Origin of the sequence: Marinomonas posidonica (assembly GCF_043643765.1) — a bacterium.
Classification (GTDB): Bacteria; Pseudomonadota; Gammaproteobacteria; order Pseudomonadales; family Marinomonadaceae; genus Marinomonas; species Marinomonas posidonica_A.
In genome coordinates this window covers 1-26,818 of record NZ_JBHZSP010000019.1, presented here as the reverse complement: position 1 = coordinate 26,818, position 26,818 = coordinate 1, and the positions used below count along the sequence as shown (strand labels likewise).

The 26,818-nt window shown below is 44.4% G+C and carries 25 protein-coding genes; 16 read left to right on the top strand and 9 right to left on the bottom strand.

The window, feature by feature from the left end; translation table 11 throughout:
* Positions 1–5: 5 nt before the first annotated feature.
* Together lolB and ACHUFM_RS17245 are read right to left on the bottom strand one after the other, a co-directional pair.
* Positions 6–581, bottom strand: a complete 576-nt coding sequence (gene lolB / locus ACHUFM_RS17250) for a lipoprotein insertase outer membrane protein LolB (RefSeq protein ID WP_394183824.1) — start codon at positions 579–581, stop codon at positions 6–8.
* Positions 578–2,356: a tetratricopeptide repeat protein gene (locus tag ACHUFM_RS17245; protein ID WP_394183822.1), complete on the bottom strand. Its 1,779-nt coding sequence runs from the start codon at positions 2,354–2,356 to the stop codon at positions 578–580. The genes lolB and ACHUFM_RS17245 overlap by 4 nt, the downstream gene beginning before the upstream one ends.
* Positions 2,357–2,595: 239 nt before the next feature.
* On the opposite strand from ACHUFM_RS17245, the gene hemA reads away from it, so the two are divergent.
* From hemA to prmC, 3 genes are read left to right on the top strand one after another with little or no spacing between them, the layout of a single operon-like run.
* A complete protein-coding gene (gene hemA / locus ACHUFM_RS17240) occupies positions 2,596–3,864 on the top strand; it encodes a glutamyl-tRNA reductase (protein ID WP_394183820.1) in 1,269 nt (422 codons plus the stop codon).
* Between the two features lie 2 nt (positions 3,865–3,866).
* Complete coding sequence (gene prfA / locus ACHUFM_RS17235; RefSeq protein ID WP_063334406.1) at positions 3,867–4,955, top strand: peptide chain release factor 1; 1,089 nt, start codon at positions 3,867–3,869, stop codon at positions 4,953–4,955.
* A gap of 8 nt (positions 4,956–4,963) precedes the next feature.
* Positions 4,964–5,818 carry a peptide chain release factor N(5)-glutamine methyltransferase gene (gene prmC, locus ACHUFM_RS17230; RefSeq protein WP_394183817.1) on the top strand — a complete coding sequence of 285 codons (855 nt, stop codon included), beginning with the start codon at positions 4,964–4,966 and terminating at the stop codon, positions 5,816–5,818.
* 68 nt (positions 5,819–5,886) lie between these two features.
* Here prmC and yaaA read toward each other — a convergent pair whose 3' ends face one another.
* Positions 5,887–6,669 carry a peroxide stress protein YaaA gene (gene yaaA, locus ACHUFM_RS17225; protein WP_394183815.1) on the bottom strand — a complete coding sequence of 261 codons (783 nt, stop codon included), beginning with the start codon at positions 6,667–6,669 and terminating at the stop codon, positions 5,887–5,889.
* 91 nt (positions 6,670–6,760) lie between these two features.
* Here yaaA and ACHUFM_RS17220 point away from each other — a divergent pair, with 91 nt between their 5' ends.
* From ACHUFM_RS17220 to ACHUFM_RS17210, 3 genes are all read left to right on the top strand, one after another.
* Positions 6,761–6,946, top strand: a complete 186-nt coding sequence (locus tag ACHUFM_RS17220) for a hypothetical protein (RefSeq protein WP_394183813.1) — start codon at positions 6,761–6,763, stop codon at positions 6,944–6,946.
* 50 nt (positions 6,947–6,996) lie between these two features.
* Complete coding sequence (locus ACHUFM_RS17215) at positions 6,997–7,908, top strand: hypothetical protein (protein ID WP_394183811.1); 912 nt, start codon at positions 6,997–6,999, stop codon at positions 7,906–7,908.
* A 96-nt stretch (positions 7,909–8,004) separates the two neighbouring features.
* Positions 8,005–9,552, top strand: coding sequence for a methyl-accepting chemotaxis protein (locus ACHUFM_RS17210; RefSeq protein WP_394183809.1), 1,548 nt, complete (start codon positions 8,005–8,007; stop codon positions 9,550–9,552).
* A 70-nt stretch (positions 9,553–9,622) separates the two neighbouring features.
* Here ACHUFM_RS17210 and ACHUFM_RS17205 read toward each other — a convergent pair whose 3' ends face one another.
* From ACHUFM_RS17205 to hemC, 4 genes are read right to left on the bottom strand one after another with little or no spacing between them, the layout of a single operon-like run.
* Complete coding sequence (locus ACHUFM_RS17205) at positions 9,623–10,861, bottom strand: heme biosynthesis HemY N-terminal domain-containing protein (RefSeq protein ID WP_394183807.1); 1,239 nt, start codon at positions 10,859–10,861, stop codon at positions 9,623–9,625.
* Positions 10,858–12,156, bottom strand: coding sequence for a uroporphyrinogen-III C-methyltransferase (locus ACHUFM_RS17200; RefSeq protein WP_394183805.1), 1,299 nt, complete (start codon positions 12,154–12,156; stop codon positions 10,858–10,860). The genes ACHUFM_RS17205 and ACHUFM_RS17200 overlap by 4 nt, the downstream gene beginning before the upstream one ends.
* Before the next feature lies 1 nt (position 12,157).
* Positions 12,158–12,910, bottom strand: coding sequence for a uroporphyrinogen-III synthase (locus ACHUFM_RS17195; RefSeq protein ID WP_394183803.1), 753 nt, complete (start codon positions 12,908–12,910; stop codon positions 12,158–12,160).
* A gap of 17 nt (positions 12,911–12,927) precedes the next feature.
* A complete protein-coding gene (gene hemC, locus ACHUFM_RS17190) occupies positions 12,928–13,851 on the bottom strand; it encodes a hydroxymethylbilane synthase (RefSeq protein WP_394183801.1) in 924 nt (307 codons plus the stop codon).
* Between the two features lie 156 nt (positions 13,852–14,007).
* On the opposite strand from hemC, the gene argH reads away from it, so the two are divergent.
* Positions 14,008–15,408, top strand: a complete 1,401-nt coding sequence (gene argH / locus ACHUFM_RS17185; protein ID WP_394183799.1) for an argininosuccinate lyase — start codon at positions 14,008–14,010, stop codon at positions 15,406–15,408.
* A gap of 87 nt (positions 15,409–15,495) precedes the next feature.
* Here argH and ACHUFM_RS17180 read toward each other — a convergent pair whose 3' ends face one another.
* Positions 15,496–16,221: a hypothetical protein gene (locus ACHUFM_RS17180; protein WP_394183798.1), complete on the bottom strand. Its 726-nt coding sequence runs from the start codon at positions 16,219–16,221 to the stop codon at positions 15,496–15,498.
* 178 nt (positions 16,222–16,399) lie between these two features.
* Here ACHUFM_RS17180 and lptM point away from each other — a divergent pair, with 178 nt between their 5' ends.
* The 6 genes from lptM to trxA all read left to right on the top strand — a co-directional run bounded on the left by lptM (position 16,400) and on the right by trxA (position 20,442).
* Positions 16,400–16,525, top strand: coding sequence for an LPS translocon maturation chaperone LptM (gene lptM, locus ACHUFM_RS17175; RefSeq protein ID WP_394183796.1), 126 nt, complete (start codon positions 16,400–16,402; stop codon positions 16,523–16,525).
* A 10-nt stretch (positions 16,526–16,535) separates the two neighbouring features.
* A complete protein-coding gene (gene lysA, locus ACHUFM_RS17170) occupies positions 16,536–17,789 on the top strand; it encodes a diaminopimelate decarboxylase (protein ID WP_394183794.1) in 1,254 nt (417 codons plus the stop codon).
* 10 nt (positions 17,790–17,799) lie between these two features.
* Positions 17,800–18,630: a diaminopimelate epimerase gene (gene dapF, locus ACHUFM_RS17165; protein ID WP_063334393.1), complete on the top strand. Its 831-nt coding sequence runs from the start codon at positions 17,800–17,802 to the stop codon at positions 18,628–18,630.
* A gap of 7 nt (positions 18,631–18,637) precedes the next feature.
* Entirely contained in the window at positions 18,638–19,303 is a 666-nt protein-coding gene (locus ACHUFM_RS17160) for a DUF484 family protein (protein WP_394183792.1), read from the top strand.
* Positions 19,300–20,013 carry an HAD family hydrolase gene (locus ACHUFM_RS17155; protein ID WP_394183790.1) on the top strand — a complete coding sequence of 238 codons (714 nt, stop codon included), beginning with the start codon at positions 19,300–19,302 and terminating at the stop codon, positions 20,011–20,013. The genes ACHUFM_RS17160 and ACHUFM_RS17155 overlap by 4 nt, the downstream gene beginning before the upstream one ends.
* Positions 20,014–20,115: 102 nt before the next feature.
* Positions 20,116–20,442: a thioredoxin TrxA gene (gene trxA, locus ACHUFM_RS17150; protein ID WP_063334390.1), complete on the top strand. Its 327-nt coding sequence runs from the start codon at positions 20,116–20,118 to the stop codon at positions 20,440–20,442.
* Positions 20,443–20,505: 63 nt separating this feature from the next.
* Here the strand turns inward: trxA and ACHUFM_RS17145 are convergent, their stop codons facing one another.
* A complete protein-coding gene (locus ACHUFM_RS17145; protein ID WP_394183789.1) occupies positions 20,506–21,906 on the bottom strand; it encodes a peptidoglycan DD-metalloendopeptidase family protein in 1,401 nt (466 codons plus the stop codon).
* Between the two features lie 105 nt (positions 21,907–22,011).
* Here ACHUFM_RS17145 and tyrS point away from each other — a divergent pair, with 105 nt between their 5' ends.
* From tyrS to ACHUFM_RS17130, 3 genes are all read left to right on the top strand, one after another.
* Positions 22,012–23,316 (top strand): tyrosine--tRNA ligase, encoded by a 1,305-nt coding sequence (gene tyrS, locus ACHUFM_RS17140; RefSeq protein ID WP_394183788.1) that lies wholly within the window; start codon positions 22,012–22,014, stop codon positions 23,314–23,316.
* A 119-nt stretch (positions 23,317–23,435) separates the two neighbouring features.
* Entirely contained in the window at positions 23,436–24,455 is a 1,020-nt protein-coding gene (locus tag ACHUFM_RS17135; protein ID WP_394183786.1) for an AraC family transcriptional regulator, read from the top strand.
* Positions 24,456–24,581: 126 nt separating this feature from the next.
* Positions 24,582–26,597 carry an acyl-CoA dehydrogenase family protein gene (locus tag ACHUFM_RS17130; protein WP_394183784.1) on the top strand — a complete coding sequence of 672 codons (2,016 nt, stop codon included), beginning with the start codon at positions 24,582–24,584 and terminating at the stop codon, positions 26,595–26,597.
* The last annotated feature ends 221 nt before the right edge of the window (positions 26,598–26,818 follow it).

The window sequence follows — 26,818 nt, the reverse complement described above, 5'->3', positions numbered from 1 at the left end:
AGTAATTACTGAATGGTCCATTGATTGATAATAAGGTTGACCTTGAAGGGCGGTTTAGCGACTTGGATTTTTTGTGGCAGTTCTAATCCGTCCACGTCGGTGAAGCGAGTATAGTTCACCAGCCAGCCATCTTGTTCGATCGACTTAGGACGTTGTTCCTCATCAAGTTCAATATGTGAGTCTGTGTTTGGGGATGCCATTCCTCGAATCCAATATGTCACTTGTTGAATCGGGAAATCCCAACCTAACTCGTTGTAAAGTAGCTGACTTGGGTCTTGGCCCGTAATGGTTTTATCTTCATACGTTAAGGTCACTTTGTTGTCTTGGCTTTGACTGAGTTTGGTTGCGCCTTGACCAAATGGACCGACAATATTTAATGAGAAAGTAGTAGGAGTATGGTGCCAATTAAAGTTACCTGAAATGGCATCATCAGGGGTGCGTATGCCTACTCGGCCAGCGGTTTCCCACTGCTTAATTGCACTCACGCTTTGTGGCGGCGGCACAATAGGTCCTTGTGGTTGAGTGCTACAGGCAGCAAGAACAAGACTCAAGGCCAATAGGCTGGTCAATCGGTACATCATGAATTTTCATCCTGTTGGTGGTTTTCAAGCAGCGACGGTGAAAGGCGCTTGATGGTGTCTAATAAAATGGTGGCGTTCGGCGACTGTTGTAAGGCCGTTTTCCAAATGCTAAGAGCTTGATCATAATGACGTTGTCGCCATAGTGATTCACCATAGTGAGCCGCAATTTCGGCATCTTGTAAAATGGACCAAGCTTTTTCAAGGTAATAGGAAGATTGCTCGTATTCACCCTTCAAAAACATGCCCCATCCCAAGCTATCTATAATAGCTGGATCATCATCTGAGAGTTCATAGGCTCTTTCGATATAGATCATCGCCTTATCTAGCTGGTCGGTACGAGTCAATAAGGTATATCCCAGCGCGTTTAGATACTGAGCATTGTTTGGGTGTTTTTCTAATAAATTGTTGAGTTCTTCAAGGGTTATGTCCCAATAGCCTAAATGTTCGGCAAACAAAGACTTTTGATAACGTAATTCGTCTGATTCTGGAAATAAGTCGACGGCTTTTGTTAACAGATCATAGGCCAGCATAGGTTGGCCTTTTTCTTGGTGAAGCTGACTAATGGTGGTGACTTGTTCTGGTAGGTATTCACGATTGGTTCGAGTGAGTACTAAATCATTAATGTCTTTTTGTCTGCCTTGCTCATAAAGCCACAAAGCCATTTGGTTGGTGGCACTGCTTTGTAACGTTCCATGAACTTGATTCATCCTTTCAATAGCATCGTTATGACGACCTAATTCATCTAGTGCAATGGCCTGCAAATAGTATATTTGGTTGCGGAAAGCTCTTTGTTGCGGGAGCCCGTTAAGTACATTAAAGGCTAAATCTGGTTGTTTGTATTCGAGTAGCGTGCGAGCTAAGTTTAGGCAGGCTTGAAGCTTGTCGTCTTCACTGAGTGAAGTGTTGTCTAACAGTTTAATGGCTGTCTGAGCTTGTTCGTTTTCGACCAGTAGGTTTAATAATGGGCTTAGGATGTTGACGCTTTGTGGATAGGTCTGATTAGCCGTTGTGAGTGTTGAGATGGCTTTATCTAATTGATTTTGATTCTTTTCACTGTACGCCAGTATCAAGTATAAGGCTTCACTTTTTTCTGTACTTGGATCTTCTATAAGAGCGTTTGCCTGTTGACGGGCTTGTTCATATTGACCTGATAGTAGCCACAAATGGGCTTGGCTCAAGCGTATAAACTGATTTTTTTGAGTTAAAGGAGACGCCATTTTGATGGCGCTTTCTAATGTATCCATCACCTGACTGTCACGTACATTGTCTTCAAGGTATAGAGGGAAAAAACGTAAGGGAACATGATTTAGCATTGCCGTATCAAGTAGCTTGGCGATGTCATTTGGTCGTTCACCTTGCGCATATACTTGCATGGCGAGTGAGTAGGCTTGTTCTGATGTTGGTTCAACAGAGCGCCATAGGTCGGCACTTTGCTCGATGTAGACTTTGTTTCTGGACGCGACGGCAATACGAACAAGTCGTTCAATGAAGGCAGGGTCTTTTGATTCTTGGGCTATGCTGTAAAAATTGTCGTAAGCTTTGTTGGGGCCTTCTCGTTGTAGAGTGAATTCGGCCTTGAGTAAATCACTGATTTGGCTTTCTTCATGGCGTTGCGTTTGGTCATTAGCTGTCTCTTGAAACACGTTACTTTCTGGTAGGCGAGTTTGGCTACAAGCAAACAAAAAGGGTAAGCAGAAAGACACTAGCCACCACTTAGCTCGAGTGTACGATGCCGTTGAGCGTTGAGCCGATGATGGGGTAAAACCGAATAGCATGAAATTCCTTAACAATATCGTTTTAAGCCACTTAATAGTATCCATGGTGAACTTGAATGTCAGTGGTCGCCAGGTCACTTGTGCTAACTATAAACTAATCCTATTACTTTTATTGACTTTTTGGGGTGCGAAAAAAAGCGAATTTCTCGTATAATGTGTCTTCTTTATGTAAAGAGTCATGTAGAGACGGTATTGTCCTGTCGTTATCTTAATATCTCGATTTTTGAGAAGAGTCCTGAATGCCGCTAATTACCGTAGGTGTCAATCATAAAACTGCTCCTGTTTCGATACGCGAGCGGGTGGCGTTTGCGCCGGAGAAAATGATTGAAGCGTTGTCTTCTCTGGTGGCAGAGAAGCGAGCGCAGGAAGCCGTTATTGTGTCGACATGTAATCGCACCGAGTTGTATTGTTCGGTTGAAGATTCAGATAAAGCACAAGACGTGGTGGACTGGTTGGGGCAGTATCACAATATTGACTTGGCTGACCTGAAACAATATTGCTATACCCATGTGGCGGATGACAGTGTTCGTCATATTATGCGAGTGGCGTCTGGACTGGATTCTCTGATATTGGGTGAGCCACAGATCCTTGGACAAGTGAAATCAGCATACGCTGTTTCTCAAGAAGGCGCATGCATAGGACCAGAGCTTGAGTCCTTGTTTCAGCGTACTTTCTCAGTGGCAAAGCGAGTCAGAACCGATACGGCCATTGGTGAAAATCCTGTGTCGATTGCGTTTGCGGCTGTTAGTCTAGCGCAACGAATTTTTGCTGATATTCAACGCAGCACAGCTTTACTGATTGGTGCAGGACAAACCATCGAATTAGTGGCGCGTCATTTGAAAGAGAATGGTGTCAAGCGAATTATTGTTGCTAACCGCACCCTAGCAAGAGCTGAAGCTCTTGCTAATGAGTTGAATGCTGAAGCCATTATGCTGGGTGAGCTTGGAGACTATTTGTCACAGGCTGATATTGTGATCTCCTCAACCGCCAGTCAGTTGCCGATCATAGGTAAAGGCATGGTTGAACGAGCCACGGCTCAACGACGCCATTCGCCAATGTTGCTGGTGGACATTGCGGTCCCTCGTGATATTGAAGCAGAAGTTGAAGACGTTAAAGACGCCTATCTTTATACCGTTGATGATCTGCATTCTGTTATCGAAGAAAATGTCAGGGCGCGGCAAGATGCCGCAAAAGCCGCTGAGGCTTTGATTGAGCAAGGTGTTGAGTCTTATCGTAAAACGTTGGAATCTAGAAAAGTATCAGACTTAATTGTCAGCTTTCGCCAATCTGCTGAAATGACCAAACAGGCTGAGTTAGAAAAGGCCTTAAAAAGTTTAGAAAGTGGTCAATCCCCAGAGCAAGTTATGAATAAACTTGCTCATGGTTTGATGAACAAGCTGATTCATGCTCCGACCCGTTATTTACGGGAGGCTGGTAGTGAAGCCGACCAAGAAGCATTAACCATTGCCGCAGATGTGCTCGGCATTAATGAAGAAAAAGATAATTAAAAATGAAAGAATCGATTAAGTTAAAACTAGAAAGCTTGGCAGAACGCTATGAGGAATTGGCTGCTTTATTGAGTGAAGCCGACGTGATCATGGATCAAGATTTATTTCGCTCCTATTCAAAAGAGTACGCGGAACTTGAGCCGGTAGTGCAGTGTTTTAATGAGTACCAGCAGGTAGTGGAAAACATCGAAGAAGCTGAGCTGATGATGACCGACTCTGACCCAGACATCAAAGAAATGGGTGTAGAAGAAATGAAAGCTGGTCAGGAGCAGCAAGAAGCTTTGCAGCTAACTTTGCAAAAACTCTTGTTGCCAAAAGACCCGAATGACTCACGTAACGTTTTTCTTGAGGTTCGTGCTGGAACAGGTGGTGATGAAGCCTCTATTTTCTCTGGTGATTTGTTCCGCATGTATTCTCGTTACGCTGAAACCCAGCGTTGGAAAGTTGAAATCGTCAGTGCCAGTGAGGGCGAACATGGTGGCTATAAAGAGGTCATTGCTCGTATTGTTGGTGACGGTGCCTATTCTAAGTTAAAGTTTGAATCAGGAGCCCACCGTGTACAGCGTGTGCCAGCGACCGAATCTCAGGGGCGTATTCACACATCTGCCTGTACGGTTGCCATCATGCCAGAAATGGATGAGGTGGAAGGCATTGATATTAATAAGGCTGATTTACGCGTGGATACCTTTCGTGCATCCGGTGCCGGTGGTCAGCACGTCAACAAAACTGATTCTGCGATTCGTATTACACACATTCCAACCGGTGTTGTGGTGGAGTGTCAGGATGAGCGTTCGCAACATAAGAACCGAGCTAAAGCCATGTCTTTATTAGCGTCTCGTTTGTTGGCTGCTGAGCAAGAAAAGGCTGCTAGCGAGCAATCCGAAGCACGTAAATCTTTGGTGGGAAGTGGTGACCGTTCAGAACGAATTCGAACTTACAACTACCCTCAAGGTCGAGTGACCGATCATCGAATTAATTTGACCTTGTATAAGCTAGACGAAATTGTGACAGGGGATTTGGATGTTCTGATTAATCCTTTGGTAAATGAGTTCCAAGCAGAACAACTTGCTACATTAAGTGGTGATCATTGATTTCGCCCATGCGTATAGATGAATCCTTACAAGGCGCTGTAGAGCGCCTTCGTTTTATGTCTGACACTGCATTACTTGATGCCCAATTATTATTGGCGCAAGTGCTAAATGTCGCAACGTCTTACTTTTACTCTTGGCCAGAAAAGATATTAACGGATAGCGAGCAGGCTCAGTTCGATGTACTTCTTAAGCGCCGAGAGCAGGGGGAGCCAATTGCCTATATTTTAGGTAAGCAAGCATTTTGGACCTTAGATCTAGAAGTATCACCTTGCACGTTAATTCCTCGAGCGGATACAGAATGTTTAGTCGAAGCCGCACTGGCGGTATTGGATGTTCCTAAAGGTAAAAGAATACTGGATTTAGGCACGGGCACTGGAGCGATCGCCTTGGCGTTGGCGATGGAATGTCGTGATGCAGAGGTGCTTGGGGTAGACCTGATTGCCGATGCGGTAGCGTTGGCTAAGCGAAATGCCGCCAGCCATCATATTAGCAATGCTCGTTTTGTGCAGAGTTGTTGGTTTGAGCAGTTACCAGAATCGAGTAAATTTGATTTGATTGTATCAAACCCACCTTATATCGACCCTGAGGACCATCATTTGTCTGAAGGCGATGTACGTTTTGAGCCAAAGACGGCGCTGGTAGCTGAAAACCATGGCTTGTCCGATATTGAGCATATCATTGAACAAGCCGCAACCTTTTTGAAGCAAGACGGTCATCTTATGTTTGAGCATGGCTATGACCAAGCGGAAGCTGTCCGTGGTTTGTTGATTGCCGCGGGTTTCCATGATGTTCAAAGTGTTCAGGATTTTGGCGGTAATGACCGTGTGACAATGGGGTGTTTGTCTCGCCCTGATCCTTCATAAGGACCTCTCAGTGATACTCAGGCTATTTAATTTGTCTTAAGTGTCACTGAGTCCATTTCTTGCTACGTTTACTTATTTGGTTGTGCGCTTTCCGGGCGGATAAACACAGGGATGTCGGAGGTTGAGCGATCAGCATCATAACGATAGCCAACCAGGTCAAATGCTTTTAACTCTTCTAATGTCTGACAGCGGTTTTCAATTAAGTATCGAGCCATTAAGCCTCGTGCTTTTTTGGCGTAGAAACTGATGACTTTAAACTGACCGTTTTTCTCGTCTAAGAAGTTAGGGCTAACCAGTGTCGTAGTCAGTTTTTTCTTATTGACGGCTTTAAAATACTCATTGGATGCTAGGTTAACCAATAGCTCATTTTCATCCAGTTCTTGGTTAAGCTTGTCGACAATAATGTCTCCCCAAAACTGATAAAGATTAGAACCACGAGGATTAGTGAGTTTGGTACCCATTTCAAGACGATAAGCCTGCATAAGATCAAGAGGCTTTAATAGGCCATATAACCCACTCAAAATCCTTAAGTTTTGCTGTGCATACTGCATGTCTTCTTCGCTTAGGGAGTAGGCATCTAAGCCGGTGTACACATCGCCCATAAAGGTATAAATAGCCGGTCGGCTATTGTCTCTGGTGTGGTTTTCTTGCCATGCTTGGTAGCGTGCAACGTTGAGGGTTGCCAGTTTGTCGCTGAGTTTCATTAAGCTGGCGATATCAGCGGGAGAATAGTTAGACAATGTCTTGATTAATACTTGAGACTCCTGCGTGAGTTGCGGCAAGCTAGAAAGCGTAAAGCTTGGTTTAGAGGTTAGGTCCAGAGTTTTTGCTGGGGAGATTAAACATTTCATAATATTCTCATCTACGTCGAGTTTGCGTTTTCTAAAGATTATCCATAGAGTGTCGATAGATATCCAGACAATGCATTAATAGAGATAATTTATGAATGATAATCTGATACTATTCCCGAGAGTAAATCAGCGTTCTAATGAAAGTCGATGGCCGGTTGAAAAGCGTGCTGAGTTGATTGCTCTACGTGAAGAGTTCGAGCGTGCTCGTGAGGACTGGTCATTAGAAATGGCTGAATTGCCTGAAAATAATAAACGATATTGTGGCTCGGAAAAATAATCGCACTTACGGACGAATTTTATCTAGGGCTGCCTAACTAAGGTGCCGTCATGTTGTCCTTTTTGGTTCGCCATTCTCTTCCTTTTATGTTTTTGTTTACCTTATTAGGATTTGTCTTCCCATCTCTCTCTCTGGCCGTTTTTCCTTATTTACCTCTGGTGTTATTTAGCTTAATGACGTTAACACTGCTTGGCATGAAACAGAGCGAATTACTGAAGCGATTGAGCCAGATTCGTGTTTGGCGATATGCTGTTTTACACGCGTTCTTTTTTATGGGGTTGGCGACGCTTTTAGGTTGGGTGTTTTCATTAACAAATGATTTGTTGCTGGCGATACTGGCTGTCGCAGCGACTGGTTCTTTGTTTGCTACGCCGGCCATCGTCAAAGCATTGGGCTTTGATAATATTGAAGCTATGGCCATGACCATTGCAACGACCTTGCTCTTACCTATTACGGTCAGTGTGGCGTTATTGAGTGCGCCTTTGAATGACTTGGGGCTTGATTGGATCAGTTACTTTGCTCGTCTTCTTATTTTTATTTTTGGTCCTATGGTGTTCTCATTTTTAGTGCATGCTTATTGCCCTACAGAGCCGCTTAATCGTGTTTTGTTGAAAATTTCTCCTTATACCATATTGCTCGTGTTTGCTTTTCCTTTAGGGTTAGTGGGGAGCTTTCGTTTGATGTTTGATGCTGATCCTATGATGGCGTTGCGCTACTTCATCATTGCGGTGGCATTGTGCATGGCGTTTTTCGTGACTACCTTTATGGTGTTTCGTAAACAGGGAGTAGAAATTGCGTTAACGGCGGCGATTACCTCAGGGAATCGTAATGTCTTGCTAACTTATAGTGTGGCAGGAGTCCTTTTAGGACCGGCCTTTTTACCCTTAGCCGGTGCATTACAAATCCCTACATATCTGTTGCCTGTCGTTACTCGCTGGCTACATAAAAACTTACTACAGTAATTCTTAATTCATTGTTTATGAATTTGATATCCTCGCTGTGCCTTAGGGTATGCCTAAGGTGAAGGAAATAATTGTAAACTGATTAAGGATAATGTTATGCGCAACAACACCCCAGTAACGGATCAAGAAAGAAGTTTTGATCCGAGTGTTAAACTGGTTTCCACAACAGATCTTAAAGGTACGATTCTTCATTGTAATGATGCTTTTATTCAAGTGAGTGGTTTTGATAAAGAAGAACTGATTGGCAGTCCCCATAACTTAGTTCGACACCCAGATATGCCGAAAGAGGCGTTTGAGGTGATGTGGCAAACCCTTAAACAGGGTAAGGCTTGGATGGGGTTGGTAAAAAATCGTTGTAAAAATGGCGATTTTTACTGGGTAGATGCCTATGTCACACCAGTGACGGAGAATGGCAAGGTCGTTGGTTATGAATCGGTGCGAACATTACCGAAACGTGAAGACGTGGCACGAGCGGAGAAGCAATATAAAGCAATTCGCCAAGGGAAGCAGGTCGTTCCTAGAATATGGCAATCGTGGCAGCTTCTTTTGCCTCTAGTTTTGGTGGCTGCGTCCCTATTGTCTGCGTTGCAAAATATTTACCTTGGTTTGGGCGTGTTGCTGTTAGCCAGTTTGCTAGCGAATGTCTTATTTTGGCGTTATCAAGTCAATTTGAATAAACAACTAAAAAGCCGATTATCTACTGCTTTTATGCATCCTTTAGCGGCCGTGACCTATTCAGATCAAGTACTTTCTATTGCTCAACTGGAAGTTGGAGCGAAGAGTCTGATGTCTCGTATTGATGCGGTGCTAACACGCTTTGAAGATGAGTCATCTAAAGTCTCTGAACAATCGAGAGTCGGGCTTTCTTTCACTATGGAAACGACCAAAGGCATGGTGAGTCAACAACATGAAACGCAAGATGTGGCTGCCGCTATGCAAGAAATGACATCAACCATTAATGATGTGGCGCATCATGTTCAAGTGACGGCCGACAGTGCGAAATCCTCGCTTCATTCTGCGCAATCTGGTCAGGTGATCATTACGGATGCACAAGCTTCAATTCAAGACCTCAGTGAAACAGTGAATGAGATCAGTACGACGGTTCAGGACTTAGCTCAGCATTCGGAAAAAATTGCCGATGTGGCTCAAGTGATCGATCAAATTGCAGAGCAAACAAATTTACTAGCACTTAATGCGGCGATTGAGGCGGCTCGTGCTGGAGAGCATGGTCGAGGCTTTGCGGTGGTTGCTGATGAGGTTCGTCAGCTGGCGATGCGTACACAGGGCTCGACTCAAGATATTCATAAGATCATTGAAACTTTGAGAGTGGGTGCTGGAAGCTCGGTAAAAGTCGCTCATCAGGGCAAGTTAGATGCCGAGCAAGGTTTGCAAAAAATCGTTGAAATGGCTCAGGCTTTTGAGGAAATTGTGGTTTCCGTGTCGAATATCACTGATATGTCGATTCAAATGTCTGCCGCAGTAGAAGAGCAAGCACAAGTGTCTGAAGACATTAATCGTCAAGTTGTCCGTATTTCTGATTTGGCTGAGCAAAGCTCTGAGAAATCGCAGCTCTCCAGCGACAGCATTCGTTTGTTACAAAGAGTGGCAGACGATATGCATGAGTTAGTGGTGCGATTTAAATAGTTTTGATCCATTTGATCTGAAACGCAAACGCAAAAATAGAAGCTGCCTTTGGGCAGCTTCTATTTTTTGCTTAATGAGGAGAGGGTAAAGGTAGAGGCTTTAATTGGTTACTGGCTTGATTTAGGTTGATCATCATCAAGTTTTGACTGGCTTTACTGTCGCCCATAGCATCAAGTAAGCGGCTTAACTCTGCCAAGGCCTCACTTTGTCCATCGAGGGATAGCGCTTGTTCGTAATAGTCTTTCGCCTTACCCCATAACATCATGGTTTGACTCAAACGTCCTGCTACTAGATATAAGTTTGCGCTAGCAGGTTCTTTCTTTAGCCAACCTTCACAGTTTGTTAGGCGTTTTTTTACATTGCCTTGTTGAATGTTAGCGTATTCATAGACGAGTTTTTCTGACCATTTTTGGTTTAGACTCTGACGAATAAAATGTTCGGCCTTGGTGTCATCGCCAAAGTGAATCAAGGTTTGTGCATAAAGCTGACGCATACGATCGTCTTGTGAGAGGGTGTCCAGCTTGTTCCATAAAGACTCTACTTCAGCAACCAGTTCTTTGCTGTTTTGGCCTAATTTATTGCGGAATTTTATTTTATCTAACAAGGCTAAGAATGCATTGCGCTCTAATTCTAGCATATTGTCTTCATCAAAAATGCCGTCTTTTTTAAGTGTCGGGGTTAACGCTAACAAAGCATCCCAATCTTTCAATTTGGTGTAAACGGACACCAGCATTTTGACAACTTGGCGGTGCTTGGGTTTCAGTTTGTGAAGTCGCAACAATGAAGCCAATGCTCCTTCGTAATGCTCTTGTTTGATTTGCAATTGGCTTTGTGCAAAACCAATTGCAAACTCGGCTTCAGGCGTTGACTTGTGAGCGGAGCGAAGAAGAGATTTAGAGCGCTCATGTTCTTCTTGTTCGCTGGCAGCATATGCGGCGCCAATATAGTTAATGAGTGGATAAGGTACACGGTCAGCGCTGTTGGTGAGCAACTTTTCAGCACGATGCCAGTTGCCGCCGACTAATTCCAACAGACCTCGAATGGTATTACGTGAGGCCCTTTTTTGGGCTAGGTTGCCTGTGACTTTCGCAATGGAGTTACTGGGTCTGAGAGTGATAAATAAAATGCGTTTAATCCAGCTCATCACAAATAACGTGACGATCATAGCGGCTAGTAATACCCAAAAACTCGTTTCGATTGTGACGCCATTGAACGCAATAAGCACATAGCCAGAGTCTTGGCGCATAAGGAGTCCTAAGATACCTCCAGCTGCCATCATGATCACCAGTAGAAAGAGTAGCTTTCTCATGAATTTTCTCCTTCAGAGCGAGCGTCATCCACAGCGTTTGCGTTTTCTTCTTGGTCCATTATTTTTGTCTTGTTCTCAACAGCGGATGGTTGTTCCGTGCTCGCTGGGTCAGCATTATTATCAGTGGGTTGACGCTGATTCCAGTCTTTCATTAGGTTTTTCATGGCTAATAAAGACGATCTTGGCAAAGGCAAGGTGGGTGATGGGTCGATTTGTTGCAATTCGGTTAAGCTGGCAAGGAAAGACGTGACTAGGTTTGATTGGGTGTCAAAGTGTTCCGTGATGGCCGTAGCGACACGGGATAAAGCTTGCTGATAAATGAGGCTTTCACCTTTCATCAGGGCGATCTGTGCCACATCCAACTGTAACTGTAGGCCTGTTGTTAGTTCTTGATATTCTGCTGGCGGTAGCAAAGCTTTGATTGGTTTGTGCTGATAGTTAATCACCACTAAAGAGCGCAATGATTGCCAGAAACTTTGCAGTTCTGACTCAATGCGACTGGTAGTTGCTGTGTCTTCGGAGCTGGTATCTTGCTGACTCTTTTGCCATTCTTTTGAGGGTTCTCTTTGCGGCAAAGTGATAATGCTGTCATGCAACGCTGTGAGTTGTAGGTATTTGCCTTCCAAATCAAATTGGCTGGTTGCACTCAACGCTTGAATGTCTTTCGCCAAGGCCTTGCGGGTGTCAAACGTAATTGGGTCTTGCTGTTCTTTTAAAATGTCATCGGCATTGCTTAATAATGAGATGGCCCCTTTGGTGTCGGCTTCAAGCAATAATCGCTGGTTGGCGAGGCGGATAAGGTATTCTGCTTCGGCCAGTTTCCAGTCTTCTTTGGTGGTATTGTTTAAACGCTGTAACTTAGCTTCTAAGGACTGTATTTTGTTGCTTTGCTCAATCTGTTTTTGTTCTAGCTTTGTGGTTTCTTGCTGAGCGGATTGTTGAGCTCGGATGACGTCTTTTGCCACTTGCTCGAGTTGGGTCTTGCTGGTTTGACTAGTCTGCAATGCCGCTGTGAGTGTATCTTGCTGCGTTTTAAGTTGCTGGATATTCTGAGGAAAGGGACTGATAGTTGACTGATAATACAGCCAGCCGCTGGTGGCGATTGCTATTAAAGAGACACATAGAGAGACAGACGTCAGCGTCATGGTGAAACCATGATTGCTCCCCTTGTCTTTGGCTGGAGTAGCAGAATTAGAACGAGTAACCTCATCAGCACTTTCGGTAGCGGCGTTGTTTTGCTCTGGGCTCTTTGAGAGGCTGGTGTCATTGGATTCGTGCTTGTTGTTATCAGTCATTCTAATGTCCTGTGTGAATTTCCGTCGTGTTGATTAGGCTTGTATCATCCGCTCCGTGAGCGCATATCGCCTTTTTCCAACCTAATTCAAATGCCAGTTGATTGACTCTTTCGCTGGGCGTAAAAATAGGCAGAGACAGCCATTCCGGTTTATGTTGCATCGCATACTCTGAAAGATGTGTTAATCCTTCACCACTGGTGACCCATATTAAATTAATATCGGGCAGCATGAAGAAAGTTTGAGTGTGATATAGAGGTTTTTTTCTTTCGTAAAGAGAAAGATAACTGACTTTTGCGCCTCTGTCTTCCAGTTGTTGTGCAAGTTCTGGTCGACCACCATACCCACGAACGATGAGGATTTTTTGATCGCGCATTTTAACCGGTTTAAGCCAAGCCAATAACGCCTCTGTTGTGTGGCCTGGATTCGCAATAGCGGGGACGCCTTCATCTAACAGTGTTTGAGTGGTACCTTGACCAATACCGATCCAGTTGATACTGACAGGTAGCATGGGCCAACATTGATCAAGCCATTCGCAGGCTAATCTCGCGGCGTTTTTACTGACAAAAATGACGTAATTAAACTCGTCAATATTGAAAACTTGTGAGCGAATTTCTGCGATCTTTTGTGGATCATTCACCGCTTCAATGCTCAGCATCGGTAAGGATATAGGTTGCCAACCATGAGCGAGGACTCGCTCACAGCTTAGCTGGTTTTCAGGTTCTGGACGTGTAATCAGAATATGATGATTGGGCACGGCGAAAAGACCTTAATTTATTGATAAATGGCATCAAGGATGGTGTTAGCACCACGAGCAAGTAGCTCTTCGGCCAGCGTTACTCCCAATTTTTTGGCGTCGTCTTTGTGTCCTCGGATGTCACTTTGGATCATGGACTTGCCATCAGGACTTCCTACTAACCCTCGTAACCAAATTTCATCTTGCTGAAGAATTGCAAAGCAGGCGATTGGTGCTTGGCAACCGCCATTTAATCGTTCGTTTAAGGCGCGTTCAGCGGTGACTCGGTAGGTGGTTTCCTCGTGCTGAAGTGGCGCAAGTAAGTCAAACGTAGGTTGATCATCGGCACGACATTCAATTCCCATGGCACCTTGTCCACCAGCGGGAAGGCTCAATTCCGCTGGCATTTTTTGACGAATCCTCTCCTGCATTTCAAGGCGAAGCAAGCCAGCGGTTGCCAAAATGATGGCGTCATATTCTCCCTCGTCCATTTTTTTCAAACGAGTGTTAACGTTACCACGTAAATCTTTAATGATAAGGTCAGGGCGCTGCATTTTTAGCTGGCAAGAACGACGCAAACTGGAGGTGCCGACAACTGCGCCAGCAGGAAGATCGTCTAAGGTGGCGTATTGATTAGACACGAAAGCATCACTAGGGTCTTCACGCTCGCAAATAACGGCAAGCCCCAAGCCTTCTGGAAAAGCCATTGGTACGTCTTTCATGGAATGAACGGCGATGTCCGCTCGTCCATCCAATAGGGCCGCTTCCAGTTCTTTGACAAAGAGTCCTTTGCCGCCAATTTTGGACAGTGGGGAGTCTAAAATTTGATCGCCTTTGGTGGTCATGCCAAGCAGTTCCACGGTTAAATCAGGGTACAGACTTTCGAGTTGAGCTTTGACGTTGTTGGCTTGCCAAAGAGCGAGTTGGCTTTCTCGAGTTGCGATCACAATTTTATCTTTCACTGTGTCTCCTAGTGCGTTGCGGACCGATGAAAATCCTTAAAATTTGTTGTTCATGATACTCGTTAAGCACTCCTTCGTCATCTTTCAATACTTTATAAGTGAAGGCGCATAAGGTACTCTTTGCAGCAAAATGAACCCAGTGTAGGAACTAACCGAATGACGGATACAAATAAAACCACAAACCAGCAATGGGGTGGTCGCTTTTCTGAGCCTGTTGATGCTTTTGTTGCGCGTTTTACGGCTTCTGTTGAGTTTGATCAAAGAATGGCGAAACAAGACATTCAAGGGTCCATTGCCCATGGCAAAATGTTGGCCAGTATTGGTGTACTAACAGAAGAAGAGCGTGATCAGATTATTCAGGGCTTGACTGAAATTGAAGAGGAAATCGCTCGAGGTGAGTTTGAGTGGTCAATTGAGCTAGAAGACGTTCATATGAACATTGAAGCGCGTCTGACTCAAAAAATCGGTATTACGGGTAAAAAACTGCACACAGGTCGTTCTCGTAATGACCAAGTTGCAACGGATATTCGCCTTTACATGCGTGATGAAGTGGACTTTTTATTAGAAGAAGTGACACGCTTGCAACAAGGTATTTTAAGTCTGGCGGAAAAAGAAGCCGACACCATTATGCCTGGCTTTACGCATTTGCAAACGGCGCAACCTGTGACGTTTGGGCACCATCTAATGGCTTGGTATGAAATGATGCAGCGTGATTACGAGCGTCTTGTGGATTGCCGTAAGCGTATCAATATTTTGCCGCTTGGCGCGGCCGCATTGGCTGGAACAACGTACCCAATTGATCGCAGCATGACAGCAGAGCTGTTGGGGTTTGAGCGTCCGACTTATAATTCCTTGGATTCCGTCAGTGACCGTGATTTTGCCATCGAGTTTACGTCTGCAGCGTCTATTATCATGATGCACTTGTCCCGTTGGGCTGAAGAAATGGTGATGTGGGCCTCAGCTCAGTTCAATTTTATTTATTTGCCAGATCGCTTTTGTACCGGTTCTTCCATTATGCCGCAGAAGAAAAATCCGGATGTACCAGAATTAGTGCGTGGTAAAACGGGTCGAGTTTATGGTCACTTAATGGGACTGCTTACCTTAATGAAGTCTCAATGTTTGGCTTATAACAAGGACAATCAAGAAGACAAAGAGCCTCTGTTTGATACTGTTGATACATTAAAAGGGTCTTTGCGTGCGTTTGCTGACATGATTCCGGCGATCGAATCTCGTAAAGAGCACATGTATGAAGCGGCGCGTCGTGGCTTCTCAACGGCCACCGATTTGGCTGACTACTTGGTTCGCCATGGTGTGGCATTCCGCGATGCTCATGAAATAGTTGGTAAAGCGGTTGGGTATGGTGTGAAAGAAGGCAAGGACTTGTCTGAGATGACCTTGGAAGAACTGCAGTCATTCGGCGATATGATCGAGCAAGATGTGTTTGATGTACTGACATTAGAAGGTTCTGTGGCAGCACGTGATCACATTGGTGGGACCGCGCCTGCGCAAGTGTTAAGTGCTGTAGAGCGCGCAAAATCAGAGTTAGCCGCTCGATAATCGAACAGCATTACTGACATTGTTGAAGATAAACGACGACCTAGGGTCGTCGTTTTTTTTTGGGTAATTAAAGCGCAAGATCGGTCATTACTCAGCAAGAGGGAAGGCACCGTCAGGGCCTAAGAAGGTACTTGGGGCAATGTTTAGTTCGAAATGGAAGGTTTCCTTTTGGCCATTGCAGCCAGCAAAAACAATCGCCCAAGCTGTATCGCTTCCTGGTTCAGGTATGCGCCAACAGACTCCTTCAATATTGACGTATTTTGTGCCATCAGCATCTTCAGTGATGGGGTAAGCGGTCTCTTCTTGTTGTCCTTTTAAATAGGCTTCTTGATCTTGTTTGGCTTTTTCTATTTTGGCTCTTAGTGCTGGGGAGAAGATTCCATCAGTCTCGCTGTCGTTTTGGCTTGATGAAGGGGGACTTAATTCTAGCAGTGGCGATTTTGCATGTAGGTCTTCGACAAGCTGAGATGACCGTTCTGTCGGTAAATCGGTTTGATGGTTAAACTCCGAAGAGGGCATTTCAGTTGCTTCTATTTGGGCGTCTTTGTTGTTCATAATGACTTCAGTTGGCTGTATGCGGTTGACGTCGTTTGATGTGTTTTGTTGTTCATCTCTGACAGAGCTTTCCAATGGTCGACTGTCCGTTGCCAATGATTGAGGAGTAGTATTTGTCTTGAGAATAAAAAGCTCAGGGTGAGTCACATTCGCCCGATCGCTTAACCAGCTTGCTGGTGCCGACCATTCTAGTAACAGTATGTGTAGAACAATGGCGCAACCTAATGCGATGCTCCATGGTAGGATTTTGTTCTTCATTCTGCTTTCTAAGCTAACCTCTGGTGAAAATGACTGTCTTTATCTTGGTGTTCTTGTAGGTAAATTCAAGCGTTCTCTGTTTTTCTTTAGGGTAAAGAATATCCCGCTATTTCGTGTGCTAGGGTTGGGAAACCCATGATTGGCAAGGTATACTAGCATCATCAAAAAATGAAGAGATATGACGATGTCTAAGTGGCTAGCAATTTTTATTTTGACCGGACTCATAGTTGCTTGTGGTAATAAAGGTGCGCTTTATTTGCCTGAGAATAATCTGCCGTCACAACTTACATCGTCACAAAATTGAGGATTCCCCTTTGGATTTATTTGCTTATTCAAATCAGACTTTACATGCAGAAGGCGTTGCCTTGTCTGATGTTGCCGAACAATTTGGCACCCCTTGCTATGTTTATTCACGAGCGATGTTTGAACGCCATTATATGGATTATGCGGAAGCATTTGCGGCTCATCCCACGCTGATTTGTTATGCCGTTAAAGCTTGTTCAAATATTGCTATTTTGAATGTTCTAGCACGCTTAGGAGCGGGCTTCGATATTGTTTCTATTGGAGAACTTGAGCGAGTATTAAAAGCAGGAGGCGATCCTGCGAAGGTTATGTTCTCTGGCTTGGGTAAGCAAGAAGTAGAAATGCGCCGTGCTTTGGAAGTGGGTATTCACTGCTTCAATGTTGAGTCAGAGGCGGAATTGTATCGTTTAGACAAGGTGGCCGGAGAAATGGGCAAACAAGCTCCGATTTCCTTACGCGTTAATCCTGATGTCGATGCGAAGACTCACCCTTATATTTCCACTGGCCTTAAAGAAAATAAATTCGGTATCGACATCAAAGAGGCGGTTCGTATTTATCAAATCGCCAATGAATTACCGAATCTTGATGTGATGGGCGTGGATTGTCATATTGGCTCGCAATTGACGGAATTAAAACCTTTCTTGGACACGTTTGACCGTTTAGTTGGATTGTTGGAAGAATTGGCCGCCGTGGGCATCAAAATCAAGCATTTGGATTTAGGTGGTGGTCTTGGTGTTCGTTACCGTGATGAAGTGCCACCAAAACCAGCTGACTACGCTAAATTACTGTTAGAAAAAGTCAAAGGCATGGACGTGACGTTGGCGTTTGAGCCTGGCCGTTCCATTGCTGCCAATGCTGGCGTGATGTTGACTCAGGTGGAATTCCTGAAATGTAATGATCATAAAAACTTTGCCATCATTGATGGCGCGATGAACGATTTGATTCGTCCTTCCCTATACAGCGCTTGGATGGACATTGTGCCAGTTTCTCAGCAGCCAACAGCGGAAGGTAAGCGCGTATACGATTTAGTCGGCCCAGTATGTGAAACGGGTGACTTCTTAGGTAAGGATCGTGAACTGGATATTCAGGCAGGCGATTTATTGGCTGTTCGCTCTGCGGGTGCGTATGGTTTTACCATGGCATCGAATTACAACAGTCGAAATCGTGCTGCAGAAGTGATGGTGGATGGTGATAAAGCTTATTTGATACGCGCACGTGAAACCATTGAACATCAGTTGGTTGGCGAACAAGTTCTGCCAGACTGAGGAGGCTGTTGTGTTATTGAAGTTTACAAAAATGCACGGTCTCGGCAACGATTTTGTGGTGGTAGATGCGGTTTCTCGTAAGGTGTTTTTTAATAAATCACAAATCGAGCGTTTAAGTGACCGTAACTGGGGAATTGGTTTTGACCAACTGTTGGTTGTTGAGCCACCTTCTAATCCAGACATGGACTTTCGATACCGAATTTATAATTCAGACGGCAGTGAAGTAGAGCATTGTGGCAATGGTGCGCGTTGTTTCGCTAAGTTTGTATTGGATCGCGAACTGACTCATAAACGCGTCATTAATGTTGAAACCAAGCGGGGTGCCATTCAACTTAGAGTGATGGACAATGGACTCGTCACCGTGGATATGGGAGCGCCTAGCTTCGTTCCGGCGGATCTGCCTTTTTCTGCGGAGCTTAACGACGGTTTGTACCCACTAACGGTTGATGGTGAGGATTATCAGATTACGCCAGTTTCTGTCGGTAACCCTCATGCGGTGTTAAAAGTCGATACTTTGCAGGATGAACAGGTACAGAGTCTAGGGGCTAAAATCGAGTCTCATGAGCGTTTTCCAAATAAGGTTAATGTGGGCTTTATGCAAGTGGTTAATTCATCTGAAATTAACTTGCGAGTGTTTGAGCGTGGCGTTGGTGAAACGCAAGCTTGTGGTACTGGCGCCTGTGCGGCCGTTGTAGCAGGTATTAAGCAAGGTTGGCTGGCACCTAAAGTGACAGCGCATTTACGGGGTGGTGATTTGCATATTGAATGGGCAGGTGAAGGCGAACCGATTCTTATGACAGGTCCGGCTGAAAAAGTGTTTGAAGGTCAAATTTACCTATAGAGGCGATATGAGCGAAGAGGAAATCATTCAATATTTATCCAATACGCCGGACTTTTTTGTGCGCAATGCAGATGTGTTGGATGGTCTCACGATTCCTCATCCTGTTAATGGCCGTGCGATTTCCTTATTGGAATATCAGGTCAACCATTTGCGAAAGTCGACGGCGGAATACCGCGGTCAATTTGAGCGCTTAGTCGATGTGGCTCGCGAAAATGAGTCGACCATGCAGAAAAGTCGTCGCCTGATTTTGGCTGGATTGAATTGCCGTTCGCTCGATGATTTAGCGGTGGCCGTTGATGATATGGTGAGGGTCGATTTTGACGTCGCTTTCCATACTTTGATTTTATTTGGCGATCATCAAGACAGTTCAATCAAATGTCATAATCTGGATGTTGATCAAGGTTTGATGCCTTTTACGATGAACTTAGATGAGTGTTTTTGTGGCATCTTACCTGAAAAAGAAATGGCCTATTTGTTTGCTGAAGAGGCGGGGCAGGTGAACTCTGTTGCTGTGCTGCCTCTTTTGTCTCGTGCTGGTGGTGACATTAAAAAGCGAGGTTTACTGGTATTAGGCTCGGATAAAGCCACTACCTTCGATCAGCAAAAAGGCACCTTCTTCTTACAGCATTTGGCCGATTTATTAAGTGCCATTTTACTAAGGCTGACACCATGACGGTACTCATAACCTTTGATTTGGACAATACATTGTGGGATGTCTCGCCAGTGATTGTCCGTGCTGAGTACGCGATGGAGTCTTGGTTTGAAGAGCGCTTTCCTGGTTTTTACTTGCAGTATGGCAGTGATGGTCAGCAGGCCATACGACAGCAAATTTTAGCGCAAGAGCCAACCCTGATCGCAGACCTAACGCGTTTGCGATTGTTTATTTATCAACGCGCATTAAAAGCATTTGGCTTGCCAACAGAGGAAGCCAATATGGTTGCTCAAGCGGCGTTAGTGCATTTTTGTGAGTGGCGTCAAAAAGTAGACTTGTTTCCACATGTGAGCGATGTGTTAGCGGAATTGCATCAGGATTATCGACTAGCGGTCATCACCAATGGTAATGCCGATGTATTCCATCCTTATGTTGGATTAGGACGCTATTTCGAATTTGCGGTACGTGCAGATCAACATGGTGTGGCGAAGCCTGCTCCTGAACTTTTTCAATATGCTGCTAATCAGGCAGGTGTGGCGGCGGAAAGCTTGATTCATATTGGCGATCATCCAGTTGATGATGTGCTTGGGGCAGCAAATGCGGGAGCTCGAAGCATCTGGTTTAATCGTCATGGTGCGCGTCGTTGGGGAGAGAATTGGGGTGCTCGTTCTCATGCAGAAATTCACTCTCTATTGGAATTACCTTCAGCTATTCAAGCCCTTACGCAATAGTGTTTTTCTATTGTGGAATTAAAGAGAATCGATTTTTACCCCAGTGATTTAGTGTTACACTAGCCTCATTCATTGAACAATATAGATTTTAAGGAATTTTTTATGAGTGAAAATATTAGCCAAATTACGGATGCTCAATTCGCTGAAGAAGTGTTGAGCTCAGACGTGCCAGTGCTTGTTGATTTTTGGGCTCCTTGGTGTGGCCCATGTAAAATGATCGCGCCTGTTTTAGAAGATGTAGCTGATGAGTTTGCCGGTAAGTTGAAAGTGGTTAAGTTGAATGTTGACGAAAACACTGAAACGGCGCCTAAGTACAATGTACGTGGTATTCCAACTTTGATCATCGTTAAAGGCGGTGAAGTAGTCGCAACAAAAGTTGGCGCTGTTTCTAAGTCTCAACTGATTGAGTTCGTAAACAGCGCTGTTTAAGCCTGTTTCGATAAGACATAAAAAAAGCAGCTTCGGCTGCTTTTTTTATGTCTTTATTTTATGTTATCGCTTCAATGCGGCTAATTTTCGAGCAAAAGCAGGTGAATGAGAGTTGGTTAGCGTGGCGACCACCTGTTGTGCGTAAGGTAAGTATTTTTTCAAATCGCTTTTCGGCATAGGGTCATCGTTGGGCAGTTTCACTGTCACTGGGTTCTTGTGAATACCATTAATGCGAAATTCATAATGTAAGTGTGGCCCAGTAGCCCAACCGGTTTGACCAACATAGGCAATGATCTTGCCCTGTTTTACGCGAGCGCCACGTTTGGTGCCTCGGGCAAAACCTCGTAAATGAGCATACAGAGTTTGGTAGCCTCGTCCATGGTCGATGATGACGACATTACCATAACCGTTCTGTTTGCCCGCAAAGGAAATTTTACCGTCACCAGCTGCTTTTACAGGAGTGCCACTGGAAGCAGCGTAATCAACACCTCGGTGTGGGCGGCTAGTTTTAAAGATTGGATGCAATCGATTTGGGTTGAATTTCGATGAGATGCGTGAAAAGTCGACCGGTGTTCGGATGAACGCTTTGCGCATTGCTAACCCATCAGGGGTGTAATAATGGGCGCCTTTTTTCGTTTGGAAACGAATGGCTTGAAAGGTTCGTCCATTGTTAATGAACTGTGCGGCAATGATGTTGCCATTGCCAATTTTTTCACCATCCAAGAACTTCTCTTCATATAATACGCTTAGGCTGTCGCCCTTACGGATGTCCAAGGCAAAGTCGATATCCCAACCAAAAATATTAGCAATTTCGATAATGAGTGGTTCACTAATGCCAGCCTTAAGACCATCAACAAACAGTGAATTATTGATTTCTGCTTCTTTATAGGTTTGAACGATTTCAGGGGTTCTAGATTCCGTTGTGCGAGTGAACTTGTTTTCTTCTCGTTCAAATATAACGCTGTCTAAACGGTTTTGAATGAGTGTCAATTTTGTTAGCTCACCACTTTTTTCGTTGGTGGTGAAGTTTAATGTTTGGCCAGGCAGCATTCGAACTAATGACTTCTGCTTCTTGTCAGCCTGTGAGACCTTGTAGATATCTTGTGGTGAAATGCCTCTACTAGAGAGTACTTTCGATAAAGAGTCACCGGACTTAACGATGACGGAATGGTCTTTGAACGTTGGGGCGCTGTTCTTTTTAACGAGATTGTCTGGTGTTGGTACATCGTAACCGGAGACGATCCCGGATGTTGATATAGATGGCATGATGTTGCTTTTGGGGGTTAATTCTTGCAACTCAGTTAACATAACTTGCGATTGATCTATCACCTGTAAGTTAGCATGGATAGAGATGGGTGTTTCGTCGGTAGCTTCGTCTGCAGGAATTGCAATCAGGACAATGGCTAGCAGGACGCATACCACAGCAATAAGAAGTAGATGCTTAGTGGGTATCAGTTTAATCAAAATATGTACCTAAAATTCTTTGTTAAAGCTCTGTAATCGTACCAATATTACTTTTATAATTGAATGCTTTGACGAAATTAACTCTATAAGAAGTGGATCTATAAAATGACAGTAAGCAGTAACGACCTTTTAACCGACTTGCAAGCTCGTGGTTTGATCGCGCAGATGACCTCAGAAGACGAGCTGAAATCTCATTTGGCGAGTGGCAGTCGTACGCTTTATTGTGGCTTTGATCCTACGGCTGATAGTTTGCATCTAGGTCACTTAGTGCCTTTGTTGGTGTTGAAACGATTTCAAGATGCTGGCCACAACCCGATTGCTTTAGTCGGCGGTGCCACAGGATTGATTGGTGATCCGAGTTTTAAAGCAGCAGAGCGTCAGCTAAATACCTCTGATGTTGTGGCTGGTTGGGCTGAGAAAATTCGTGGGCAGGTTAGTCAGTTTGTAAAATTTGATGATGTTTCCAATCCTGCTCGCGTGGTAAATAACCTAGATTGGGCGGGCAACATGAATGTGCTCGACTTCTTGCGTGATATTGGTAAGCACTTCTCAGTAAACGCCATGATCAATAAAGAGTCTGTGCAACAACGTTTGAATCGTGAAGGCGCTGGCATTTCGTTTACCGAGTTTTCTTATGCCTTGTTACAAGGTATGGATTTCGCTGAGTTAAATCGCGAGTACGACTGTACCATTCAAATTGGCGGTAGTGATCAGTGGGGCAACATCGTTGGTGGTATTGACCTTTCTCGTCGTCAGAATAAATCGCAAGCCTTTGGTATGACTGTACCTTTGGTAACGAAATCAGATGGTACTAAATTTGGTAAAACTGAATCGGGAGCTGTCTGGCTGGATCCTAAGAAAACATCGCAATATGCTTTCTACCAATTTTGGATGAACACAGCGGATGCAGATGTTTATAAATTTCTTAAGTACTTTACTTTCCTTGGTATGGAAGAAATTGATGCCATTGAGCAAGCGGATAAAGACAGTACGGGCAAACCGCAGGCACAGTCTATTTTGGCACGCGAAGCAACGCGCTTAGTTCATGGCGAAGACGGTTTGGCCGCCGCTGAGCGAATTACTCAAGCATTGTTTAGTGGAGAAGCGGATCAGTTAAGTGAACAAGATCTAGAGCAAATTCAATTAGATGGTCTGCCAAGCAGTTCTCTTGCTGAGGCTAATCTTGCGGAAACGCCTCTGACTAGCTTATTGGCAGAAGCGGGTCTAGCCGCTTCAGGTAAGCAGGTAAAAGACGCATTGCAGCGTAACTCAGTGTTTGTAAATGGCGAGGCAAAGAGCATGGACGATAACATGTCAGCAGCGGACATGTTTTCATCTGAAAAAGGTTACTACGGCAAATTCTTCCTAGTGAAATTGGGTAAGAAAAAGCATCATTTGTTCACCCTGTAATCGGGCTTAATTTGTGATGTTATAAAAGGCGCTACGGCGCCTTTTTTCGTTTTATCAGTGCCCGTTCGGGATGAATGGTGTATACAGAGTATGGAATTGATTGCGACACAGGAAATGCTATGTCTCACGATAGACAAACCTTAACCACCCCAAATCATTATATAGGCCGTTTATATCGGTTAGCACGAGAGAAAGACTTGGACGCGGACTCGCTTTTTAAACGTGCCAATTTGGACCCAGGTGTTATCGAAGATTTGTATGTTGAAATTGAAATCGAGAAGCTGGCAGGTATTGTGGAGGGGATTTGGGATTTGTTGCAAGACGAGGCCATGGGGTTAGCCAGCTCGCCTTTACCGGCTGGGGCTTTTTTTATGATGGGGCGTGCCACCGTACATGAGGTGAACTTGGGTAAAGTTCTGCAACTGGCGTGTCGCTTCTACAATATGGTGTCTGACGCTTATGAAATGACACTGAGTGAGGTGGATAATACGGCTGTATTAGCGTTTAAGTTGGCGGATACAAGTTTGGATGAGTCTCACTTGTTTTCAGATATGACCTTATTGGCTTGGCACAGTTATGCTTCTTGGTTGATTCAAGAGCGTATTCCCTTAGTGGCGGTGCATTTTCCATATGCGGAACCACAGCAACATGATTATGCCAAGCTTTATCCTTGCAAGCGTCGGTTCAATCAAGACGCCTTGAAATTGGTTTTTAGTCAATCTTATTTAGCTCGACAGAATGTGCAAAGTTTAGATGCTTTAAAAGCCTACATGAAGCGTTGCCCAATTGAATTATTTTTGAAGCAGCCGGGAGAGATTAGCGTGGCTAGTGATCTGCGAGCCTTACTTAATCGCTCGTTTGGTACCGGTTTTCCTGATATTGATGAGGCGGCTAAGAGCTTGCATATGTCCCGACGAACCTTGATTCGTAAGTTAGAAAAAGAGGGTACATCTTTTCAACAGATTAAAGATCTTATGCGTCAAGATCGAGCGAGCTACTGGTTATCGCAAGAAGGGGTTTCCATCGCGGCGGTCGCTGAAAAAGTTGGCTTCTCCGATGCGGCGGTGTTTGCGCGAGCGTTTCGGCGCTGGACTGGGTTGAGTCCAACTGACTATAGAGTGTTACATGCTCGGGTTTAGTTTTTTGTTTCTGTGCATAAATTAATAGGTTGGCACTATTTGCATTAATGATCGGCATCTTGTGCTATTCCTCAATATCTTTTCCTCGCGTACCTTTTCCTTAATCACTTTATTGAGGAATATTGTATGGCTCATGAATCTCCTACCTCGATTTCTGCTCAAGCTTTAAAGGCCGCGGGCGACCTTGCTCAAGCAGAAGACGTTGCCGCTTTAGAGCAAGCGGCAGATGCTGCGGGTCGACATCTTGCAACCACTCGATCTAGTTTAATTGAACGCATGATTTACGGTCCTCAACCTGATATCGAAGAGCTGATTTCGGGCGTCGACAATATGAAACAGTCAGTGACTTCTGAAGCTTCTTCTATATTGCAGTCCGGATTGTCTTGTTTGCAGCAGGGTGAGGCCTTTGGTGAAGATGGAAAAATAACTTCTGCATTGCGTAAGGCAGTGGCCAAAGAAGGAGGGTATGGGTTTACTGTGCCAATTCAATATGGCGGACAAGGTAAACGTTACAGTGAGTTTGCATGTTTAATGGAAAACTTTGCAGCTAATGGTTTAGGGGCTTTATCGGTTGAAATTTCTGGGCAATTAACCATAGGTTCCAGCGCTTTGCTTGGTTATGGCACAGAAGCGCAAAAAAACAAATATTTGCCCGTTATTAGTGGTGGACAACTTATTGCCTTTGCTTTGACTGAGGTCGGGGTTGGGGTGAATGCCAAACGGGTTAAGGCTTATGTGGAAAAGGATGAAGAGAATGCTTGCTGGCGTCTCTTTGCAGAAGGCGAATGCAATAAACTCTACATTACCAGTGCTACACATGGTGGTCTGATGGCGATCGTGGCACGGAAGGGTAAAGACAGCAAAGAGTTGGCGTTGTTTGTTACTGAGTTACCCGAAGCCGACATCGATGGTGAATTCTCTTTTCATTGTCAAAGCTCCAATGTAAGTGCGTTTCAACAAAATATTAACTCACGAATTCATTTTAAAAATTTCCCAATCCCTTATGAGCAGGAAATTTTAGGCAATGGCGTTGAAGTATTGTTTTACTGTTTAAGAATGGGACGTTGCATGTTGGCGGCACAAGCCGCAGGGTTTCAACGAATGATGGCAGCCGATGCTGTGCATTATGCGATTCAAAGAGAAGGTGTTGGTGGGAAGGTTATTAAGCATGAATTGCCTCGCTTGGCACTGGCAAAAATATTGGGTGGAGCGCTTACGGCACAAGCTCTATCACATTTAGCCTTAGCACAAGATCAGGATAAAGTAGATTTGGCGGGATTAAGAGACGTTACTAAATCGGCCAGTGCTCATTATTTATTGGGCTCTTTAATTGCCTGTGAACGGGTTATGGGAGGGCGCAGTTTGGATAAAGGTTCTCGTATTTCAGATATTAGAGCGACAGCACATGCCTTTGGTATTGTTGAGGGGGAAGATGATCTGATCCGGCTGGGAATGGTAAGGGACTTAACGAAGTCGTTCACTGAAAACTACATGGCTGGGCTGTTAAATCTTTTGCAACGGGCAAACACGGATAAAAATGGTCGACCAGTTGCTAAGGAAAAACGTATTCTAAAGCTCTCTTTAGGTCGCTTTATTAAATCGCCAATAAGAATATCTAGTCTTCTGTTATCTCTAACAATGAATACGGGATTCTGGCGCCTTTTAGGTTGGGTAACTCGAAATACGGTGTTGAGCCTGATTGATCGCTGTGTACAGTGGTTACCTAGTCGATTGATAAAACGGTACAAGAGTATACCGCCACCATTAAAATCGCATCTAAGATTTGCGGAGTATCAACTTCGACAATGTCGTTGGCATTATTTTAAAATGAGTGCCACTTATCAGTTGGAGTTAACGCAAGCGCAATTGCCATTACAACAATTAGGCAAGCGCATAGAGACCCTAGTGTGTATTGCTACACTCTGTGCTCATGCCAGTCAGCTTGATGAATCAACGCAAAGAATTGCATTAGCGCAAATTGAAATCTTACGTTCGGAGCTAGAGGGGAACACGATGTCGGTAAAGCGTATGGAATCATTGCGCATCGCCGTCAAAGGAGTTGCAAAGGATTTATCACAAGAAGAATGCAGTTTGATTCAGTCGATAAAAGCACAGCCTTTTGCTCACCCTTGGGATGAGTAAAAGGGTGGAAGAAACGCCGCAAAAGTATTTTTTAAAAAAGAATTAAAAAGTACTTGCTAAAAATCTGTAGATCCTTAATATACGCCCTCGCTGACACGGACAGGGCTTCACTCTCTAAGAGAAACGAAGCAGCTTAAGTGTAACGGCAACGCTCTTTAAAATAGATAATCAGATAATTTGTGTGGGCGCTCGCTGGGGCTTCAAAAAAGAAATTGAAGTCT

Bases quoted from the DNA above. Each gene is read 5' to 3' on its own strand.
- lolB (WP_394183824.1), bottom strand. From the start codon at position 581: ATGATGTACCGATTGACCAGCCTATTGGCCTTGAGTCTTGTTCTTGCT.
- ACHUFM_RS17245 (WP_394183822.1), bottom strand. From the start codon at position 2,356: ATGCTATTCGGTTTTACCCCATCATCGGCTCAACGCTCAACGGCATCG.
- hemA (WP_394183820.1), top strand. From the start codon at position 2,596: ATGCCGCTAATTACCGTAGGTGTCAATCATAAAACTGCTCCTGTTTCG.
- prfA (WP_063334406.1), top strand. From the start codon at position 3,867: ATGAAAGAATCGATTAAGTTAAAACTAGAAAGCTTGGCAGAACGCTAT.
- prmC (WP_394183817.1), top strand. From the start codon at position 4,964: ATGCGTATAGATGAATCCTTACAAGGCGCTGTAGAGCGCCTTCGTTTT.
- yaaA (WP_394183815.1), bottom strand. From the start codon at position 6,669: ATGAAATGTTTAATCTCCCCAGCAAAAACTCTGGACCTAACCTCTAAA.
- ACHUFM_RS17220 (WP_394183813.1), top strand. From the start codon at position 6,761: ATGAATGATAATCTGATACTATTCCCGAGAGTAAATCAGCGTTCTAAT.
- ACHUFM_RS17215 (WP_394183811.1), top strand. From the start codon at position 6,997: ATGTTGTCCTTTTTGGTTCGCCATTCTCTTCCTTTTATGTTTTTGTTT.
- ACHUFM_RS17210 (WP_394183809.1), top strand. From the start codon at position 8,005: ATGCGCAACAACACCCCAGTAACGGATCAAGAAAGAAGTTTTGATCCG.
- ACHUFM_RS17205 (WP_394183807.1), bottom strand. From the start codon at position 10,861: ATGAGAAAGCTACTCTTTCTACTGGTGATCATGATGGCAGCTGGAGGT.
- ACHUFM_RS17200 (WP_394183805.1), bottom strand. From the start codon at position 12,156: ATGACTGATAACAACAAGCACGAATCCAATGACACCAGCCTCTCAAAG.
- argH (WP_394183799.1), top strand. From the start codon at position 14,008: ATGACGGATACAAATAAAACCACAAACCAGCAATGGGGTGGTCGCTTT.
- ACHUFM_RS17180 (WP_394183798.1), bottom strand. From the start codon at position 16,221: ATGAAGAACAAAATCCTACCATGGAGCATCGCATTAGGTTGCGCCATT.
- lptM (WP_394183796.1), top strand. From the start codon at position 16,400: ATGACGATGTCTAAGTGGCTAGCAATTTTTATTTTGACCGGACTCATA.
- ACHUFM_RS17160 (WP_394183792.1), top strand. From the start codon at position 18,638: ATGAGCGAAGAGGAAATCATTCAATATTTATCCAATACGCCGGACTTT.
- ACHUFM_RS17155 (WP_394183790.1), top strand. From the start codon at position 19,300: ATGACGGTACTCATAACCTTTGATTTGGACAATACATTGTGGGATGTC.
- trxA (WP_063334390.1), top strand. From the start codon at position 20,116: ATGAGTGAAAATATTAGCCAAATTACGGATGCTCAATTCGCTGAAGAA.
- tyrS (WP_394183788.1), top strand. From the start codon at position 22,012: ATGACAGTAAGCAGTAACGACCTTTTAACCGACTTGCAAGCTCGTGGT.
- ACHUFM_RS17135 (WP_394183786.1), top strand. From the start codon at position 23,436: ATGTCTCACGATAGACAAACCTTAACCACCCCAAATCATTATATAGGC.
- ACHUFM_RS17130 (WP_394183784.1), top strand. From the start codon at position 24,582: ATGGCTCATGAATCTCCTACCTCGATTTCTGCTCAAGCTTTAAAGGCC.